The following is an 18,564-nucleotide window of genomic DNA, read 5'->3' on the forward strand; positions in this document are numbered from 1 at the left end:
CCGTGAAACACATCGACGATCACATTGGTACCCGACTGCGGGCAGTCATCCCCATCCCGACCGATAGAGTTCCTGACGGAGATGGTGCTATCTCAGTCCTGGGTATCGGCGAGGCAGATGTCGTCGCCGCGGACGCCGCGGCGGAACAGCTCGCCGTCCGCACAGGGGAGATCGAAGCGGAAGGACAGCGCATGAGGTCACTGAACTTGGCCGAAGAGGATCTGGGTCGGGCCCTGGTGGTGATCGTCGATGACCGGGCCGCCCATGGTGAGGACCAGGCCTTGATCGGTCCTCTGGTGGGGGAGTTGCTCGAAGAAGCCGGTTTTCACGTCGACGCGGTGGTGGCGGTGGAGTCCGACGAGGTGGAGATCCGCAACGCCCTCAACACCGCGGTCATCGGCGGGGTGGACTTGGTGATCTCGGTCGGCGGCGTGGGGGTCGGTGGTCGTGATGTGACTCCCGAGGCGACCGCGGATCTACTCGATCGCAAACTGCCGGGTATCGAAGAGGCCTTGCGCAGTTCCGGATTGGCTGCCGGCGCGATGGATGCCGGGCTGTCACGCGGGCTTGCGGGTGTCTCGGGGCAGACGATCGTCGTCAACTTGGCCAATTCGCGGGCCGCTGTTCGTGACGGCATGGCCACCATCACCCCGATGGCGAAACACCTGATCTCGTCGATCAGCAACTTCTGATCGGGTCCGATGAGCGACTCGAAAGACGGTAAGCGAACCAAGACTCGGGCCGAGTTAGAGAAGGTTTTTGGCGAGGAATTGCCTCTGACCAGCAGTGATGAGCGACCGATCGGTCGAAGTGATGAAGGTCACAGTAACGCCGATATGCGTGGGGACGAATGGTTTATCGAGAATCGCCCGCCACATCACGGCTGAATCGCGATTCGGTCACGGCCCGGTTCCTGGACTTTTCCTGATAACTCACTGAATTTGCTGCAACATCAATAATTATTCATTCGCTTGAGTGAAGTTCCCTTTCCAGACACGACTGCTGCGAAGTGTTGCCCGCCCCTGTTCCTGGGGCTAACGTTCCGCTCGATACGGCCAGTACCAGTGCGGGGGTTGGGCGTATCCCGTGCGACGTCCCCAATGGCGACCGCGGTGTGGGCAAGGTGTTCGGCTGAGATTTACCTACCGGAAACTACGGGCATCCAAGCCCGTTAACTGCCCGGGTAGAAGATTCCGCTGAACCTTTTGGTCACTTCGAGCTCACGATTTGGTTGAGCTTGGATTACACAGCAATCCTGTGAGAGGGAACGAATGAGCAAGATCAACATGTTCGGTCTGCGCCGCGTTGTCGGCGTTGGTGCGATTACCGCGGTTGCCGCCATTGGCCTGGCCAGCATGGGCGCAGGAAACGCCGCCGCAGGACCCCTGCCCAGCGGCAGCAAGGTGACCCAGGGTGTCGACGGCACCGTCGTCAAGATCAGCCGCACCGGCGAGGCCGCTTACCCGGTCCCGTCTTTGGCGAACAACGGCGCAGGCCGCGCCGCAGAGGTGTCCGGCCTTGTCACCGTCACCGCCGGTGGCGCCAGCGGTACCCTGACCACCGGCTACATCGTCGGCTGCCAGGTCGACATCACCGGTCTCGAAGGTGGCCTGAACGCCTCCATCGATTCTTCTTTGAGCCTGGGCCTCGACGGCTCGCTCTCGTTCCCGCTGGCACCCGGTGAAGCGGCTTTCGTCCCGCTCGGCACCAAGACCTTTGAGGGCGGCGTTGCAAGCGTCCAGTACAAGCGTCAGGGCATCGAGGTGCAGCAGTGCGGCGGATACGCCCAGGCTCGCGCCTTCACCACCGTGCAGACCGAGGGCAACTACGTCATCAAGTCGACCCTCTACGGCGCCCCGTTCAGCCTGAACTGATCGTCGGCAGATAAACCAACTAGTCTGAAATCTCATCTGCCGCAAGCAGATTCATATTCCTGAAGGGGAATCATGCGCAACAAACTCTCGCGTCGTCTCGCCGCGGTGGCCGGCATCGCCGGTGTCTCGGCCATCGCACTGTCCTCCATGGGTGCCGGCGGCGCAGCTGCCGGCGCTCTGCCCGGTGGCGTCGCCACCCAGAAGCTGATCGACGGCTCCAACGTCACCGTCACGCTCAAGGACGAGTTCGTCAACATCCAGCCGTCGACCGTGGCGGTTCCGACCAGCCGCAACGTGTGGCTGTCGGGCAAGGTGCTCGTCACCGTCGACGGCGAAGCCGAAGGCGCCACCGTCGAAGCCGGTTACGTTGTCGGCTGCCAGCTCACCTTCGGTGCCGGCGGCAAGGCCGGTATCGGAACCTCGCTGGATCTCTCGGCTCCCGGCACCCCGTTCACCACCCCCGAAGCCGGCCTCAGCGGCGGTCTGACCCTCGGACCCGGTGAGGCCACCTACGTGCCGATCCTGTCGTCCGACGACGCCACCGACTTCAGCTTCGAGGGCAACGCCGGCGGCATCGCTTACAGCCAGGAAACCGTCAAGATCGACGGCTGCGCCGGATACGCCGAAGGACAGGCGTACGTCAAGGTCACCGTCGACACCCCGTCGGTCACCGGCATCGTCACCCTGTGGGGCTCCAAGTTCAGTCTCGGCTGATAAAAACATCCCTGCTGCTTGACAACTGAACAACCCGAAAGCCGGACCACCGCAAGGTGTTCCGGCTTTCGGTGTTTCACCAGGATGATGAAATCGCTGGTGTTGGCCGGGTAGGCGCCGAGGCGGCGGGCGAGGAGAGTTCGAACATGTGTTCGACAATCTGTGGATATTGGGCTACATTGGTTGTAGGGAATCGTCCTGACAACAGAAGCACTCCGCATCTGTTGTCAGCGTTCGCTTTTCGGTTGACTGGGGGGTCATCATGTCCGACGGTGCTGTCATCGATTCGCCTGTGGTGGGCGCGGTGTCGGGTCTGGAGTCGGCGATCGATCAGCTGGCCGAGGTGAGTTTGACGGGTCTTTCCGACGAGGATTGTGTACGTCTGGTCGACCGGTTGGAGGTCGCGTCGCGGCGGTTGCAGTCCGCAGGTCTGCCGGTGTTGCGGGAAGTGGTTGTGCGGCGTGCGTATTCGAAAGTTGGATGCTCTTCGCCGGCTGCGATGTTGACCTCGCTGGCACGGCTGCGCCCGGGTGCTGCCCGAGCTCGGGTGGAGGCGATGGACGCGTTGACGCCGTCGGTGACTCCCAGCGGTGAAGTTGTAGATGCTCGGTTCCCGAACACAGCAGAAGCGTTGCGCGAGGGTGTGATCGGACTTGATCACGCCGGGGTGGTGGCGAGGGTGATGGCAAAGATTCCGCACAAGGTCGATGCGGAGAAGCGGACAAATACGGAGGTGGCGCTGGCTGATCTGTGCCGCAAGCACACTCCTGGCCAGGTAGAGGCGATCGGTGAGCGCATCGTCGAGTACTTGGATCCCGACGGGACGTTGGTCGATGACACCGACAGGGCCCGGAAACGTGGATTCAGCGTGGGGAAACCGGCCACGGATCTCATGTCGACGGTAGCTGGGCATCTGGACCCGGTGACCCGGGCCTTGCTGGATGTGATGCTCGCGGTGTGGGCCGCTCCGGGGATGAACAATCCTGATGATCCGCTGTCGCCCTCAGGTGCGGCCGATGATCCGACGGTGGACAAGGACCTCTTGCAAGCTGCGGCAGACAACGACACCCGCAGTGCGGCGCAGCGCAATCACGATGCGGTGAAGTCGATGCTGATGTACCTGCTCGAATCGGGGCAACTGGGCAAGACGCATCACGGATTGCCCGTGCAGGTCATCATCAACATGACCAAAGACCAGCTCGATCAGTACATGCTCGACCAGGTGCCGCCAGAAGGCGTTCACGGAGAGGACGTTTCGGGATCTGAGTTTGAACCCGGTCGAGCGCCGGCGTTAGCAGCAGAATCAGGCCGTGAACCGGAGCCAGGCTGCACGCCGGAGCCAGACCGCGAGGTGGAGCTAGCCCGCGAGGTGGAGGGCACGCCAGAGCCGGCATCAGAGCGGGATCCAGACCGTGAAGCGGAGGGCGTTCACCCGTACCCGGAGACCCGCTGGGAGGATCCGAGCTGGTTGCCTTCGGTCACTGGTGGGCCGACGCGACCGTACGGGTCGGGGCTGGTCTACACGGCGACCGGTGCGGTGTTGCCGATCGCTGATGCGTTGAGGCTTGCAGTGCGTTCCGACAAGACGTTGGCCATTTTTGCGAACCATTCGAATGAGCCGTTGTTTCTGGGCCGAGCACGCCGGTTGGCCAGTGAGGCGCAACGTCTGGCGATGTTTGCCGCGTACAGAGGGTGTTCGCATCCGGGTTGTTCGAATCCGCCGTTGTGGGCCGAGGCGCACCATGTTCGCGAATGGGCGCAGGGCGGGTTCACCGACATCACTCACCTGGCTCCGGCATGCCCACAACACCACCAACTCGTCGGACCGGGGGAGCATCAGTGGCAGACGGTGATGATCACCGACGGGCCCGACGCAGGGCGGTGTGCCTGGATCCCACCAGCACTGCTGGATCCGGAGCGACAACCCCGGGTCAACCGTGCCCACCACCCGGACGAAGCCATCATCGAGGCCCGTCAGAGCATGCTCGCCCGCCGCAAAGCCGAACTCGAACAACGCAATCGAGAACTCAGTCCTCAACCACCAGATTCACGACCCACCAGACCGTCGGAGAACAACCCTCCGCCTGAAGCCCCGCTCCCTCCAGGTGCTCCTCAGACCGCGGATGTCCTCGTGGAATAGGGGCAGTGGAAAATAAGAACAGCGAAGCAGCAGGAACGGCGTGCCGTGATCCGAGATCGCTGGGCCCTCGACAAAAACTATCGCCCCGGCCTGAGCCGGGGCGATAGTCGATCTCGAAATGTTTACGGGCTGCTGTGCCTGCCGCCGCCGTTGTGGTCGTCGCGACGTCCCGGTGGGGGCCCGTAGTTCGGTGGTGGACCGGTGAGCGGGTCGTAACCGGGTGGCGGGCCGGTCAACGGATCGGGGCGGTAACCCTGCCCCTGATCTTGCCCCTCATGCTGCGACGGGTTCGGGCGGGGCGGCGGCGCCGGGTTGTACCCGGGCGGCGGGCCCGGCGGCTGCTGATAACCGGGAGGCGGTCCACCAAGCGGCGGCTGGCTACGCGGCGGCAGACCGCCCTGGGGCGGCTGTCCCTGCGGCGGCTGGCCGATCGGTCCTAAGCCACCGGTAGGCGGACCCTGCGTCGGATAGACGTTCGCGCCACCGACCCGGTCCGACTGCTGCGAAGAGAACTGCTGCGTACCGGCAGAAGACGCGCCTGCGCCGGCGGCGGCCGGACCCGAGTAAAGCGGACCGGACTGCGGGCCGTCGTCGCCACGCCGGTCGATGAGAGCCTGATCCTTCTCACTCGTCGCGCCGGCGATCTTGGCCTTCTCCTCGGCGGGATCCTTGCCTTGGAGAATGTCGCGGATCTCGGCGAGCAACTCCGACTCGGTCTGGGCCGCGGCGTCGTCGCCGTCGCGCGCTGCGAGCGTCTTCAACTTCTCGTACGGCATCACGATCAGGAAGTAGACAACCGCGGCAACGATCAGAAAGTTGATGGCGGCGGCGATGAGGGCGCCGATGTCCACAAACGTTTCCGGATTGCCGGACCTGATGGTGAATCCCAGCCCCTGCGCGGAATCGGTGCCACCGATCGAGTTCACCAACGGTTGGATGATGTTGGTGGTGAACGCTGTGACGATCGCGGTGAAGGCAGCACCGACGACCACGGCGACAGCGAGGTCGATGACGTTTCCCCGCATGAGGAAATCTTTGAAGCCCTTGAACATGTAGTGACCCTTCCCACGAGGGAAACGAGCTCTAATTGCAGTCCGCTGATCCTAACCAGCGGTCGCGGAATTTGCCGTTCACAACATGCAGTTCAGTGAAAAACGAGTGTGATCGGAGCAGTGAGGGTGGCCGCCGCGACCACGTGCGCGTCGCGCTCCGGCAAGGCGAGAACGGCAAGTCGGGCATCTGACCCCGTCCGCGAACCTGACTCCTGCGACACGAGTGCGACCACTGCTCCCTTGGTCAAAACCTTTGTCGCCGATGACTCTTCAGTGGTACCGGAATCGTCGATGCTCAGCACGTCGACCACGTCTCCTTCGCGGAGGAGATCGATCACCGCTGTGTCGGCCACCTTGACCGGAACCAGGCGCGCATCGGGACGCTGCATGATCTGAGCTGGCAGGCGACTGGTGAGAACGCGCGAATCGGTCAAGATCTCGCCCGCCCGTACCGGGCCGGTCACCGTCTTGTCCAGGAAGTCGGCTGCGTCGTCGACTGTGCCTGCCGGGAGGTCGCCCGGACGGAACTCGCGCGTGGTCAGGTCGCCGATCGTGAGGGGTTGCCCAGGGCTGATGTCATGGGCCGCGATCACCGCCTGCCGCAGTTCCTCGGTGCGGCCCGCCGTCAGTGCGGCCACGAGCGCGACCGCCAACAGCACGATGGCACAGGCGCGGCGGAGGAGCAGCGACCGTGTCCATCCGGGCCTGACGGCATGACGGACACGGTCGGAGAGTGTTGGGTTCAGAGCATTGCGCGCGGCCATGGGCGAACGTTATGGCGATTGCCATCCGTCGTCCGCTTGGTCAGGCACCGATATGAGGTTGCCTGTGCACAGTCCACTGTGTGTGGACAGGTGTCAGGAAGCAGCCTTGGCAGTGGTCGAACTGCTGGACGTGCTGCTCGACGAGCTGCTGCCCGAATCCGTCGACTTCGCTGCAGGCGCCGATTCCTTGCTGCCGGAGTCGGACTTCGACGAGTCGCTCGAACTCGACTCGCTGCTCGTGGTGGTGGAGCGGCTGTCGTTGCGGTAGAAGCCGCTGCCCTTGAACACGATGCCCACGCTGTTGAACAATTTGCGCAGCTTACCGGCGCATTTAGGGCATTCGGTGAGCGAGTCGTCGCTGAAAGATTGCACGATGTCGAAGCGGTTGTCGCACTGTGTGCAAGCGTACGAATATGTGGGCACCGAAAACCTCCGAAGGTGTTAAGCCGAGAACGTTGTGGATTCTACCGTCGAACTGGCACTCTTCGTTAACGAGTGCCAAGGTCAGCTTGTTCCCAGTCGTCTGAACCCCTCGCCGGGTGTCAGGCTCCAGCCCATCGGCACGTCGAAGTCGTCCGATGGCAGCTCGTCCACCAGCTCGTCGTCGAACACCACGGCTACCAGTTTGTCTGTGTCCACCTCTGGTATCGACCGGTCGTAGTAGCCGGCTCCACGACCGAGTCGAATACCGTGGCGGTCGACCGACAGCGCCGGGACCAGGATCAGAGCGGCATCGCCGAGCGCGTCAGGTGAGGCGCAGTCCTCACCGGGCTCCAACAGTCCAAATCGTCCTTCATGCAATGACTCCGGTCCGTCGTACCAGGCCCAACGCAGCGGGGCAGGCGGGCCCGCCGCCACCTTCGGCAGCAAGACCCGGAAGCCTCCCTCGCGCAACACCTCCAACATCGCAGTGGTGCCCGGTTCGCTCCCGATCGGGACGTAGGCCGCAATGACGGCGCCCGGCTCCACCCGCGGACCGCCCTCGGGGAGGTTCGCGATCCACGTCACAATCGAGGCATCCAGGCTCGCCTTAACCTGGGGAGACAGGCTGTCGCGACGCTCGAGGGCGAGCTTTCTCCAGGTTGCTTTGTCGATGAAAATCGGTACGCCCCTCTCATGTTTGGCGATCAGCCGATAGGTTTACTCACACACCAGTGTGATCAACCTAGGGTGGGAAAATGACTGAAGCGCAGACCAGCCCGGCCAACGAGGTCGAATACGAGTCCGTTCCGGGCACGCCGCCCATTCCGCGAACCGCAATTGTGCCGGCCGCCGGCTTGGGTACCCGTTTTCTTCCGGCGACCAAGACAGTGCCGAAAGAGCTCCTTCCCGTGGTGGATACACCCGGTATCGAATTGGTGGCCGAAGAGGCCAAGTCGGCCGGTGCCGAGCGACTGCTGATCATCACGTCGCCGGGTAAAGACGGTGTGGTCGCGCACTTCGTCGAAGACCTGGTGCTTGAACACACCCTCGAGTCCCGCGGCAAAGACACCATGTTGGCCAAGGTGCGGAACGCGCCATCGTTGCTGGAGGTCGCGTCGGTCATCCAGGAGAAGCCTCTCGGACTCGGTCATGCGGTCGGATGCGTCGAGGCCAAACTCGACGACGACGAGGATGCTGTCGCGGTGCTGTTGCCCGACGACCTGGTGCTTCCCAACGGCGTCCTGGAGGTGATGGCCCGAACACGCGCCAAGCGTGGCGGCACGGTGCTCTGCGCCATCGAGGTCCCGACCGAGAAGATCAGCGCGTATGGCGTATTCGACGTCGAAGAACTTCCCGATGCTGCAAATCCCAATGTGATGAAGCTGAAGGGAATGGTCGAAAAGCCCGAGGCAAAAGACGCACCCTCTAATTATGCGGCAGCAGGGCGTTACATCCTCGACCGCGCAATATTTGATGCATTGCGACGAATTGAACCCGGCGCAGGCGGCGAATTGCAGCTAACCGATGCCATCGCTTTGTTGATTGACGAGGGTCATCCGGTTCACGTCGTGGTTCACCGCGGAACTCGCCACGACCTCGGGAACCCGGGCGGGTACCTGAAGGCGTCGGTCGACATCGCCCTCAACCGTGAGGATTACGGTCCCGAATTGCGCGAGTGGCTGGTCGAACGCCTCGGGTGCAACTGACCTCCGACCCACAACAGCACCCGGTTCAATGCGCTGATGCGATGGCGCGCGGCGATCCCTGGATGCGAGAGAACGGAAATCGCCGGCAAACCAGCTAACGTCAGTCGTCAGAACTACGACACGGCGACCCGTTGGCATGGCGAACGAGCACTATCGCGCCGCCACGGCGATTGAAGGAGGCGATCGGTGCGTTCGGTGGAAGATCACCTGAGCCGAGTGACCGCCGCGGCAGTGGCTCCCAGGCCGGTGCGCGTCGCGATCTCGGAGTCACAGGGCCTGCTCTGTGCCGAAGAGGTTGTTGCCGACAAGCCGTTGCCCGGGTTCGATCAGGCTGCCATCGACGGATATGCCGTTCGCAGTGTGGATGTCGCCGAAGCGGGCACCATCGCCGATGAGGAGTCGGAGTCGCCGGGAGACCAGGTGATCGTCGTCCTGCCGGTGGTGGGGGAGTTGAAGGCGGGTTCGCGGACGCCCACGCGGCTCCAGCCAAGGCAGGCGGTCAGGGTGGAGACCGGAGCTCCGTTGCCGACACTCGCCGACGCCGTGGTGCCCAAGCGGTGGACCGACGGCGGACTGCCCAAGGTCCGAATCGGTCATGCCGTACGCAGCGGGCAATACGTCCGGCACGTCGGCGATGACGTCCAGCCCGGTGACGTAGCGGTCCGAACCGGAACGATCATCGGTCCCGCGCAGGTCGGTCTGCTTGCCGCAGTCGGTCGCGACCGCGTGCTGGTGCATCCGCGGCCACGACTTTCCGTCATCTCCATCGGCGGCGAACTGGTCGACATCGACCGGACGGCCGGTGGCGGTCAGGTGTACGACGTCAACAGTTACGCGCTCGCCGCGGCTGCTCGTGACGCCGGCGCAGACGTCAACAGGGTCGGCATCGCCGACAGCGAGCCGTCGCAACTCCGTGAACTGGTCGAGGGGCAGCTGATTCGTTCTGAGATCGTCGTGATCACCGGCCCGGTCGGTGGGGCGGCCTCGGAATCGATTCGCGAGGCCCTCTCGGAGCTGGGCGAATTGGAGATCGAACGCATTGCGATGTACCCGGCCTCGGTCCAGGGTTTCGGCCAGCTGGGCCGCGACGAGGTGCCCACCTTCCTTCTTCCGGCGAACCCGGTCTCGGCGTTGGTGGCTTTCGAAGTGATGGTGCGACCGCTGATCCGGATCGCGCTCGGCAAACGCCAACCGATGCGGCGAGTGGTACGTGCCCGCACGGTCAGCCCCATCACCTCGGTGGAGGGAAGGCGCGGATATCTGCGTGGTCAGCTGATGCGCGATGAGCAGACGGGCGAATACCTAGCTCAGGTGATCGCAGCCGCAGACGGTGGATCACATCTGCTCGCGGGCTTGGCAGAGGCGAACTGCTTGGTCATCATCGAGCCGGAAGACGTTGAATTACGCGCCGGCGATGAGGTGGACGTCGCATTCCTGGCTCAGCGGGGGTGAGAGTGCACCGTGCGCGCCTGGAGCAGGGGTGACACCGGCCGCCGTGGATGGCCGGCCAAGCTCGGGCCGATATCCGTTGCGGGAGGCGCGGTTACGGTACGTCCGGTCCGGCTGCGTGACGCCAGGGTGTGGAGCAGGCTTCGCATCGAGAACCAGAATTCGCTGTTGCCGTGGGAGCCAACGGGCGTCGGCTTGTGGTCGGCCCGGCACAACCCGGCGGCCTGGCCGGGTCTGCATTCGGTCCTGAGGGCCGAGGCAAAGGCAGGGAACATGCTGCCGTTTGTCATCGAATTGGACGGCGAATACTGCGGACAACTGACGGTGGGCAACATTCAGCGTGGCGCGCTGCGCAACGCATGGATCGGATATTGGGTGGATGCCGCGGTCACCGGACGTGGAGTGGCAACGGGCGCACTGGCACTCGGCGTCGACCACTGTTTCGGACCGGCGGGTCTGCACCGACTCGAGGCCACCGTGCAGCCTGCCAACGCGGCGTCGCTGGCGGTACTGCATAAGGTGGGATTCCGTGACGAAGGCCTGCTCAAGCGCTACATGGACGTCAACAGCGCTTGGCGGGACCACCTGTTGCTCGCGTTGACCACCGAAGATCTCACCAGCAGTGCCGTGGACACATTGATCCGCAGCGGCCACGCCACGGCCTGAACCCCTGCGCCCACATGCCTCTCTGCTCGCGCTGGGAGGCCGCTCCTCTCCGATCACCGCGTGATCACCCACAGATGGAACGAATCGGCCGGGACATCGGCGCGTCGGCGCTGGTTGGGCAGCGGTGAGCCATAGCCTGATTCCTATCGTCTGTTACAGGTGTGACTGACGCGTACTCGACCGGCCGGTCGGGGCGAGATTGCCGACAGGAAGGAGCTGCCCATGCCGAACTCGTTGCTGTGGGTGTGTCTGGTGGCGATCTGGCTCTTTGTTCTGGTGCCGATGGTGGTGAAGTCGCGTCCCACCGTGCGCAAGACCACCGATGCCGCAATGTCGACACGGGTGCTCTATCGAGGTGGCCGGGCCATCGCCAAGACCCGTCGTCGTATGGCTGCAGGCCGTCATCCGCACGATCCCGACTGGGAACCCCCGGCGCGTGAGTACCGCAAGACCGCAAAGGCAACGGCTGCAACAGATGCCGTTGACGTCGAGGACGCCACGAAGACCAAGGTTCCGGCCGGCAAGTCCGAGCCTGCTTCGGTCTCGGTGAAAACCGTTGCAGCTGCGGCTCAGACAAAGACTGTCGACACCAGTGACAGTGATGCCGACGCGACCACGGACGACAAGACGGTTGTGGCTGAAGCTGCCGACCTCAAGTCATCCGACCACCGCGACGCCGTTGCTGAGCGCGATGACGAAGATGCAGACGCAGATCGCGATGATCGGGGCGTCGAGGACGCTGAGCTCGTTGATGCAGAGCTCGAAGACGCGGACCATGACGACGCAGACCATGATGACGCGGAGAACGACGCAGATTACGAGGACGCCGACCACGAGGACGCGGACTACGACGACGGCGACTACGAAGACACTGACCACGCCGACGACGACTACGACGACGATCTCACCGACGAGGACATCAGCGCCGACGAGGCTGCGGATCAGGCGGAGCAGGACGAGGTCGCCCGGCGTGCACGTCGCGGAGGCTTCGACCCCGAGGCCGATCGCGAGCGCAGCGACAAGCGCTACCGGTTCCGCCAGCGTGTGATGGCCGTGCTCGGGGTGCTGGCGCTGCTCGGCATCGCGGCCGGCTTCTTCCTGGGTTCGGTCGGCTGGATCATCGCCGCGGCCACGGTTGTCGCGCTGGTCGGCTACCTTGCCTTCTTGCGCCGCGCGGTGCGGAACGAACAGCGCATCCGTCGTCAGCGGATGCAGCGGCTCGCCCGGGCCAAGCGCCTGGAGGAAGAACGCCGCGCGCACCCCGAGGTCGACCCCCGGGCCGAGGTGCCCCGCAGACTCCGTCGGCCAGGCGCCATCGTGCTGGAGATCGACGACGAGGACCCGATCTTCGACCACCTGCCGCGGTTCGAGCACCGCGAAGAGGTTGTCCGTGAACCCTCGTACCGGCGGGTGGTGGGGCAGTAGTCCCGCCCTGTTAATCTTGTCGAGTCGCTCACGCGGCAAAGGGGCTATAGCGCAGTTGGTAGCGCGTCTCGTTCGCATCGAGAAGGTCAGGGGTTCGATTCCCCTTAGCTCCACAGAAACACCGGGCCGAATATGCGCCAGTTACCCAGAAACGCTCCACCTACAGGTGGAGCGTTTCTGCGTATGTGGAGCGTTTGGCTCGGATCAGCCGCTGGAGGAGTGACCAGGACTCTTTCGGGGTATCCGAAGACAAGCAGCGCCGGTCCAGACAGCGTTTTCTCGGTTGTGCGCATGTCCGGAGGGGACCAAAAACTTCTTCTGGTCGTAGTCGTCCGCTCTGTGAGCGGTTCCGAATACCAGGAGAGGAACATACACACCCGAAAAGACGAGGTATGCATGACCGACGACTTGGTGGTTTTGGCAAGCGCTGACGGACGTCCGTGTGGGACGGCTGACCGTGCGACCGTGCACACCTCACATACCCCCCTGCATTTTGCATTCTCGTGCCATGTGGTCGACGAGGGCCGCCTGCTGATGACCCGGCGTGCACTTAGCAAGCGGACATGGCCCGGCGTGTGGACCAATTCTTTCTGTGGGCATCCGCGGCCCGGTGAATCCGTCGAGGACGCGATCTACCGTTATGCGCAACGCGAGCTGGGCATCGATGTCGAGGATCTGCGTTGTGTGCTACCCGACTTCCGCTACCGGGCCGTCGATTCCAGCGGCGTGGTGGAGAACGAGATCTGTCCGGTGTTCGTCGCGAGCCCGGTGGGGACGCTGCGGCCGGACCCGGACGAAGTCGCCGAATACGCATGGTCCGACATCTCCGATGTGTGGGCAGTTGTCGAACGTGCCCCGTGGGCCCTGAGCCCGTGGCTCGTCGAACAGATCCGGTCGATGCCCGCACCCGACCCCTACGGTCTCGACGCACATCCCAACTGGCTGCGGGCGCAGATGGAGGTCAACCGATGACCCTGCGAGCCGGTGGACCGAAAGCGAGGGCGAGTCGAATGGTGCAAACACGTGGGCGCATGGATGCGATGGCGCCGTATCTGCGGTACGACGCGGCAGCCGACGCCAGTGCAGCGTTGGTGATCCGTTGCTACTCTTCGTCTTTCGGGCTCGCGACCCGAATGCTCGGTGGGCAGGTGCGGCAAGACGTCCGCAACATCTACGCATTGGTACGGATAGCAGACGAAGTGGTGGACGCCCCTCGGCCTGGTCAGGACGGCGTCGACCGGCTGGTGGAGCTCGACAAGCTCGAACAGGACACCTTCGCGGCGATCGAAACGGGATCGAGTGCCAATCTTGTTGTTCATGCGTTCGCGAGGACCGCTCGTCGAGTCGGGATCGACAAGGAACTCGTCGCCCCGTTCTTTCATTCGATGCGCACAGACCTGCAGCGCACGAAGCACGACTTCGCGAGCCTCGGAAGCTACATCTACGGCTCAGCTGAAGTGATCGGCTTGATGTGCCTGTGCGCGTTTGTGGCCGGAGAACCCAACCCCTCCGGTCGCTACGCGGAGCTGGCGCCCGGCGCCCAGCGCCTCGGTGCCGCATTCCAGAAGATCAACTTCCTCCGGGACTTCGGCGACGACAGCGACGGACTCGGACGGCAATATCTTGTCGGCCTCCAACCCGACGACCTCGACGAAGAGATCTGGAGCAGCTGGCTCGACGACATCGAGATGGACCTGGCCGCGGCCGCGGAGGTCATTCCACGGCTACCGCGAGGCTCTCGCGTGGCAGTGTGTACCGCGCACGACCTGTTCGCCGAACTGACCCGGCGCCTGCGGGCGACGACGGCGGCGCAAGCTCGGCTGACCAGGGTGCGCGTGCCCACGCCGGAGAAGGCGCGCATCGCGGCGAGAGCAGCCCTGCGCCGTGGGCGGCCTCACGACATCGATACGGAGAACAGCTTCAAGTGACCGCACCATCGAAAAAAGTAGTCATCATCGGCGGCGGTGTTGCGGGGCTGGCCACCGCTGCCCTGTTGGCCCATGACGGCCACGACGTCGACTTGGTCGAGAAGAACGATGATCTCGGTGGCCGTGCCGGCTCCTGGGAGCACAAAGGATTCCGTTTCGACACCGGACCGTCGTGGTGGCTGATGCCCGAGGTGTTCGACCACTTCTTCGATCTGCTCGGGACGTCCACCGAAGAGCAGGTCAACCTGGTTCGTCTCGAACCGGGCTATCGGGTGTTCTTCGAGGGCGCCGACGAGAAGATCGATGTCGAAGGTGACGAGGAACGTAACCGGGCACTGTTCGAGAGCATCGAGCCAGGTGCCGGAGCGGGCTTGGGCGATTACCTCGACTCCGCCCGGCATGCCTACGACATCGCCGTCAAACGTTTCCTCTACACGAGTTTCGATTCTCCGCGAGCCTTCCTCGGCCGAGACGTGTTGCGCAACGCGCCGAAGCTGGCCGAGCTGCTCACCAGGTCCTTGCAATCGTTTGTCTCGCAACGATTCTCGGATCGACGACTGCAGCAGGTTCTCGGCTACCCGGCGGTGTTCCTCGGTTCTTCTCCGGAACGCACCCCGGCCATCTACCACCTGATGAGCTGGCTCGATCTCGCTGACGGGGTCCGTTACCCCGACGGGGGTTTCACCACGTTTGTCGAGGCGCTGTGCAGGCTGGCCGCCGACAACGGGGTGCGATTGCACACCGGTACGGCAGCGACCGCCATTCTCACCCGGCCGCGGGCCGACGGCAGGCGGGGTCGCCGGGTAATCGGGCGACGTCGCGACGAGGTTGTCGGGGTGCGGGTCGCTGACGGCCATGGCACCCAACGGGATATCGCGGCCGACATCGTCGTGGGCGCCGCGGACCTGCACCACGTGGAGACCCGGCTGCTGCCGGAGCATCTGCAGACGTTCCCTCAACGGTGGTGGGACAAGGCGACTTCGGGGCCCGGCGCTGTCCTGGCGTATCTGGGTGTGCAGGGGAGTCTTCCTGAACTGGCTCATCATTCGCTGTTCTTCACCGACGACTGGACAACCAACTTCGACGCGATCTTCGAGTCCCCGACGCACATGCCGGATCCCGCATCGCTGTACGTGTGCCGCCCGTCCGCGACGGACGACTCGGTGGCGCCCGTAGATCACGAGAACATTTTCATCTTGGTGCCCTCGCCTCCGGATCCCGGTCTGGGACATGGGGGCATCGACGGTGCCGGCGCACCCGACATCGAGAAGGTCGTGGACCAGGCTGTTGCGACGATCGCCTCGTGGGCGAACATCCCGGATCTCGCCGAGCGGATCGTCGTCCGGCGGTCGGTGGGGCCGGCCGACTTCGTCGACAACGTCAACTCGTGGTCGGGTGGTGCACTCGGTCCGGCGCATACGTTGCGGCAGAGTGCTTTCCTGCGCGCTACCAACCGCTCCCGCAAGGTGGAGGGCCTGTTCTATGCCGGGTCGAGTACCCGCCCCGGTATCGGTCTGCCGATGTGTTTGATCAGCGCGGAGCTCATCCGCAAACGCCTCATAGGAGACCGGACCGTCGGTCCGTCCCACTGACGCGCCTTGCCGAAGAGCGCTCAGGCTTGGCGCCAGACACACTTCTCGATGAGGGTGGTCAAAGCCTGCCGGGTGACGGTGTCCACCGGCAGTGCCTCGACGATTTCCATTGCGTCGCTGGTGAGTTCACCGATCCGCGCTTCGATGGCCTGATCGGCGCGGGTCTCGGTGAGCACCGAACGCACGGCCTCGAGGTCGGCGTCGGTCAGTTCGGGATTGCCCAGCGAGCGCCTGAGGATGTCTTTCTGCGCGTTGTCGGCACGCGACTCGGCGACCGCCATCAGCAGGGTGCGCTTGCCTTCACGAACATCGTCGATCGCTGGTTTACCGGTGATCTGAGGGTCGCCGAACACGCCCAGGAGATCGTCACGCAGCTGGAAGGCTTCGCCGGCGGTCAGCCCGATCTGGTCGTAGAGGTGCAGGAGCGTGTCATCGGCACCGGCGATCGCGCCACCGAGTCGGAGCGGATGGCTGATCGTGTACTTGGCGCTCTTCAATCGCAGGATGAGGTCGGCGCGGCGGCGGGAGGTGGCGGCCTCGGTCTGGCTGAGCATGTCGAGGTATTGGCCCGCATAGGCCTCGTCGCGCATCTGCGACCAGATGGCCCGAACCGCGCGGCGTGACCTCGGATCGAGAGCGTCGGTGGCCATCGCGGACAAGTCGTCGGACCACGACAGACACATGTCGCCGACCAGGATGGCAGCCGCCGAGCCGTGTTCGTCACCGTCGCCGAGTCGTTGCTGTCGCGCGTGTTCGGCCGTGAAGTGGCGGTGCATCGTGGGCAGGCCGCGCCTGGTGTCGCTGTTGTCCATCAGGTCGTCGTGGACAAGTGCGGCGAAGTGGAAGAGCTCGATCGCCGCTGCCATCTCGGCGACGCCGGCAGCCAGTTCGCCTCCGGTCACACCGTATGAACCCCACATGCAGAACTGAGCGCGTAGCCGTTTCCCGCGGTCCAGGCTGTCGGTGACGGCCGTGGCCAGGGGCGTGACCTCCGCGCTCAGATCACTCATCGCGGCCGAGTGGTCGGAGACATGGGCGGTGAGCACGGCGTTGACAGCAGTGACGATCTCGTGGCTTCGGTCCTGGAGCAGATCGTTCGAGATCGGCGCCTCGGTGTGGTGATCTACTGACGTCATGTGGCGTTCTCCGTCCCCGAGCGGCGATCAAACTGTTGAGTCGTTGCATTGGTTGCTTCGGAACAGAACACGAATCGGATGGGTGGTCGGCGCATCGACTGATGGCCGGTTTACACAGGCACCGTTCCCGCAGGCGATCAGGTCACTGAGCTTCGGGCACGCGGGCCGTGACGAGCCAGGCCCGCGCGTCGAACCAGACACCGTCTGCACGTTGGTGGCTCGCCAGCATGTCGCGCAAACGCCCCGTCGCCTGTTCCGCTTCGGGCGGACTCAGCCGTGCCATCGTGCCGGCAACGTTCGCGAAGCCACCGACCCAATCGAGGGCGGCGTGGACATCTCGGCCGTAGAAGACCGGCTCATGGACGCCGTCGACGACGCCGTCGACAAACCCGGCGTCGCTCATGATCGCCGTGACGGTTGATGGATCGGCGAGTGAGAACGCATCGGGTACCTGGCCGGGGCCCGAGGGGCCGGTCGCGGCGAGGGCACGGGCGATGGCCGAGCTCCATTCGTTGTGCTCGCGTGCCTGCCACACGAGCATGGCCAGTCGCCCGCCCGGCCGTATCGCGCGTCCGATGTTGGTGAACGCTGCGACCGGGTCGCCGAAGAACATGGTTCCGAAGCGACTGATCGCCACATCGAACCCGCCCGGTGTGAACGGATGGGTCTGTGCGTCCGCGACCTCGAACGTCACGGTTGAAAGTTGCTCGGCATCAGCGATTTCGCGGGCTCGCTCGATGGCGGATTCGGAGATGTCGATCCCGAAGGCATTGCCGGCGTGAGCTGTTCGCGCCGCCTGGCGCGTGGAGTGTCCGGTTCCACACCCGATGTCGAGAACGCGGTCGCCGGCTCTGACCGCGCAGGCCCGATGCAGTGGTTCGTCGTAGAGCGACAATTCGGCGTCGTAACCGTCGTAGATGTCTGTCATGGCAGCACCTGGCCGCCGTTCTCCTGCCCGACGCTCGCAGGCGCCAGGCCCTGCTCGGCCGCGTAGGTGTGGAGGCGGTCTGCCAGGTCGAGTGGTCGACTGAGCGCGGGGGTGTGTCCGCCGTCCATCTCGTCAGGGGTGATGCCGAGTCGCTCGGAGACCACCCGGCGTAGGTAGGCAGCAGGGAACACCCGGTCCTCCCGGCAGATCAGCACTCGGGTGGGGACATCAGGCCAGGCGCGCAGAGGTATCGGTTCCTCGGCCCGCGCCTCGGACTCATCGCGACCTTTCGCCACGGCCTGCGCGGCCAACTCCGGCGGCACGTCGTGATAGAACAGCGCGACAACATCGTCGTAGTGCGTGCGCTTTTCGTCGCCGAGGCGGGTGTTGGTGAAGTAATCGCCGGGTGCCTCACCGGCGGTCGGGATCATCGGCGCGACCAGAACGAGCAACTCGACGGCGACCCGCTCACAGACGAGGGGAGCGGTGAGTCCGCCCGCCGAATGCGCGACGACAACGATGTCGGACCGATCGCTCACCGCAGTGGCAATCGTGTCGGCATACTCGGCGACGCCGGCTGAGTCGTCCTCGCAAGGCAGATCAGGCGCCACGGTGTCGTGTCCCCGCGTGCGTAGATCGGATTCCACGAGGTGCCAATACCAGCCGACATCCCCGGCCCCGTGGATGAACGCAAAGGTGGCCACGGCTTCCTTCCTCGGCTCGATCGAAGTGCGTCCCGGCCCTGCACCCACGTTGCCGGTTCATGG

General features: G+C 64.3%; 18 protein-coding genes and 1 tRNA gene. 12 read left to right on the forward strand and 7 right to left on the reverse strand.

The features are described 5' to 3' along the window. Positions 1-2: 2 nt before the first annotated feature. From ACVWY6_RS11570 to ACVWY6_RS11585, 4 genes are all read left to right on the forward strand, one after another. Positions 3-692: a MogA/MoaB family molybdenum cofactor biosynthesis protein gene (locus tag ACVWY6_RS11570; RefSeq protein ID WP_243404389.1), complete on the forward strand. Its 690-nt coding sequence runs from the start codon at positions 3-5 to the stop codon at positions 690-692. A gap of 579 nt (positions 693-1,271) precedes the next feature. Then, on the forward strand, positions 1,272-1,874 hold the full coding sequence (locus ACVWY6_RS11575) for an MspA family porin (RefSeq protein ID WP_116915937.1): 603 nt from the start codon (positions 1,272-1,274) through the stop codon (positions 1,872-1,874). A 72-nt stretch (positions 1,875-1,946) separates the two neighbouring features. Further along, positions 1,947-2,588, forward strand: coding sequence for an MspA family porin (locus tag ACVWY6_RS11580; RefSeq protein WP_030170522.1), 642 nt, complete (start codon positions 1,947-1,949; stop codon positions 2,586-2,588). A 262-nt stretch (positions 2,589-2,850) separates the two neighbouring features. Continuing rightward, entirely contained in the window at positions 2,851-4,728 is a 1,878-nt protein-coding gene (locus tag ACVWY6_RS11585; RefSeq protein ID WP_457538122.1) for a DUF222 domain-containing protein, read from the forward strand. Positions 4,729-4,850: 122 nt separating this feature from the next. Here ACVWY6_RS11585 and mscL read toward each other — a convergent pair whose 3' ends face one another. The 4 genes from mscL to ACVWY6_RS11605 form a co-directional block, all read right to left on the reverse strand. Then, a complete protein-coding gene (mscL, locus tag ACVWY6_RS11590; protein ID WP_457538124.1) occupies positions 4,851-5,780 on the reverse strand; it encodes a large-conductance mechanosensitive channel protein MscL in 930 nt (309 codons plus the stop codon). 92 nt (positions 5,781-5,872) lie between these two features. Then, positions 5,873-6,544: an RcpC/CpaB family pilus assembly protein gene (locus ACVWY6_RS11595; RefSeq protein WP_457538126.1), complete on the reverse strand. Its 672-nt coding sequence runs from the start codon at positions 6,542-6,544 to the stop codon at positions 5,873-5,875. Between the two features lie 93 nt (positions 6,545-6,637). Beyond that, positions 6,638-6,967: an FmdB family zinc ribbon protein gene (locus ACVWY6_RS11600; RefSeq protein ID WP_081906855.1), complete on the reverse strand. Its 330-nt coding sequence runs from the start codon at positions 6,965-6,967 to the stop codon at positions 6,638-6,640. A gap of 81 nt (positions 6,968-7,048) precedes the next feature. Continuing rightward, positions 7,049-7,675 (reverse strand): 5-formyltetrahydrofolate cyclo-ligase, encoded by a 627-nt coding sequence (locus ACVWY6_RS11605; protein WP_457538592.1) that lies wholly within the window; start codon positions 7,673-7,675, stop codon positions 7,049-7,051. Positions 7,676-7,722: 47 nt separating this feature from the next. Here ACVWY6_RS11605 and ACVWY6_RS11610 point away from each other — a divergent pair, with 47 nt between their 5' ends. From ACVWY6_RS11610 to crtI, 8 genes are all read left to right on the forward strand, one after another. Next, the gene (locus tag ACVWY6_RS11610) at positions 7,723-8,673 is read left to right on the forward strand and encodes a UTP--glucose-1-phosphate uridylyltransferase (protein ID WP_023962785.1); all 951 of its coding nucleotides are present in this window, start codon (positions 7,723-7,725) and stop codon (positions 8,671-8,673) included. 186 nt (positions 8,674-8,859) lie between these two features. Next, positions 8,860-10,125, forward strand: coding sequence for a molybdotransferase-like divisome protein Glp (gene glp / locus ACVWY6_RS11615; RefSeq protein ID WP_030170543.1), 1,266 nt, complete (start codon positions 8,860-8,862; stop codon positions 10,123-10,125). Positions 10,126-10,134: 9 nt separating this feature from the next. Beyond that, positions 10,135-10,788, forward strand: coding sequence for a GNAT family N-acetyltransferase (locus ACVWY6_RS11620; protein WP_062800468.1), 654 nt, complete (start codon positions 10,135-10,137; stop codon positions 10,786-10,788). 222 nt (positions 10,789-11,010) lie between these two features. Continuing rightward, entirely contained in the window at positions 11,011-12,213 is a 1,203-nt protein-coding gene (gene sepX / locus ACVWY6_RS11625; protein WP_457538130.1) for a divisome protein SepX/GlpR, read from the forward strand. A 40-nt stretch (positions 12,214-12,253) separates the two neighbouring features. Beyond that, positions 12,254-12,326: transfer RNA gene (locus ACVWY6_RS11630), tRNA-Ala, on the forward strand. A 283-nt stretch (positions 12,327-12,609) separates the two neighbouring features. After that, positions 12,610-13,185, forward strand: coding sequence for an isopentenyl-diphosphate Delta-isomerase (gene idi / locus ACVWY6_RS11635; protein ID WP_023962789.1), 576 nt, complete (start codon positions 12,610-12,612; stop codon positions 13,183-13,185). Positions 13,186-13,223: 38 nt separating this feature from the next. Then, positions 13,224-14,141, forward strand: a complete 918-nt coding sequence (locus tag ACVWY6_RS11640) for a phytoene/squalene synthase family protein (RefSeq protein WP_062800471.1) — start codon at positions 13,224-13,226, stop codon at positions 14,139-14,141. Further along, positions 14,138-15,733: a phytoene desaturase family protein gene (gene crtI, locus ACVWY6_RS11645; RefSeq protein WP_457538133.1), complete on the forward strand. Its 1,596-nt coding sequence runs from the start codon at positions 14,138-14,140 to the stop codon at positions 15,731-15,733. The genes ACVWY6_RS11640 and crtI overlap by 4 nt, the downstream gene beginning before the upstream one ends. 20 nt (positions 15,734-15,753) lie before the next feature. Here crtI and ACVWY6_RS11650 read toward each other — a convergent pair whose 3' ends face one another. The 3 genes from ACVWY6_RS11650 to ACVWY6_RS11660 all read right to left on the reverse strand — a co-directional run bounded on the left by ACVWY6_RS11650 (position 15,754) and on the right by ACVWY6_RS11660 (position 18,501). After that, the gene (locus tag ACVWY6_RS11650; protein ID WP_457538135.1) at positions 15,754-16,869 is read right to left on the reverse strand and encodes a polyprenyl synthetase family protein; all 1,116 of its coding nucleotides are present in this window, start codon (positions 16,867-16,869) and stop codon (positions 15,754-15,756) included. Between the two features lie 142 nt (positions 16,870-17,011). Continuing rightward, positions 17,012-17,797 (reverse strand): class I SAM-dependent methyltransferase, encoded by a 786-nt coding sequence (locus tag ACVWY6_RS11655; protein ID WP_457538137.1) that lies wholly within the window; start codon positions 17,795-17,797, stop codon positions 17,012-17,014. After that, positions 17,794-18,501, reverse strand: a complete 708-nt coding sequence (locus tag ACVWY6_RS11660; protein WP_457538138.1) for an alpha/beta hydrolase — start codon at positions 18,499-18,501, stop codon at positions 17,794-17,796. The genes ACVWY6_RS11655 and ACVWY6_RS11660 overlap by 4 nt, the downstream gene beginning before the upstream one ends. Positions 18,502-18,564: the final 63 nt, after the last annotated feature.

Source organism: Williamsia sp. R60 (assembly GCF_054063855.1).

Bases quoted from the DNA above. Each gene is read 5' to 3' on its own strand.
- ACVWY6_RS11575 (WP_116915937.1), top strand. From the start codon at position 1,272: ATGAGCAAGATCAACATGTTCGGTCTGCGCCGCGTTGTCGGCGTTGGT.
- ACVWY6_RS11580 (WP_030170522.1), top strand. From the start codon at position 1,947: ATGCGCAACAAACTCTCGCGTCGTCTCGCCGCGGTGGCCGGCATCGCC.
- ACVWY6_RS11585 (WP_457538122.1), top strand. From the start codon at position 2,851: ATGTCCGACGGTGCTGTCATCGATTCGCCTGTGGTGGGCGCGGTGTCG.
- mscL (WP_457538124.1), bottom strand. From the start codon at position 5,780: ATGTTCAAGGGCTTCAAAGATTTCCTCATGCGGGGAAACGTCATCGAC.
- ACVWY6_RS11595 (WP_457538126.1), bottom strand. From the start codon at position 6,544: ATGGCCGCGCGCAATGCTCTGAACCCAACACTCTCCGACCGTGTCCGT.
- ACVWY6_RS11610 (WP_023962785.1), top strand. From the start codon at position 7,723: ATGACTGAAGCGCAGACCAGCCCGGCCAACGAGGTCGAATACGAGTCC.
- sepX (WP_457538130.1), top strand. From the start codon at position 11,011: ATGCCGAACTCGTTGCTGTGGGTGTGTCTGGTGGCGATCTGGCTCTTT.
- idi (WP_023962789.1), top strand. From the start codon at position 12,610: ATGACCGACGACTTGGTGGTTTTGGCAAGCGCTGACGGACGTCCGTGT.
- ACVWY6_RS11640 (WP_062800471.1), top strand. From the start codon at position 13,224: ATGGTGCAAACACGTGGGCGCATGGATGCGATGGCGCCGTATCTGCGG.
- ACVWY6_RS11650 (WP_457538135.1), bottom strand. From the start codon at position 16,869: ATGACGTCAGTAGATCACCACACCGAGGCGCCGATCTCGAACGATCTG.
- ACVWY6_RS11655 (WP_457538137.1), bottom strand. From the start codon at position 17,797: ATGACAGACATCTACGACGGTTACGACGCCGAATTGTCGCTCTACGAC.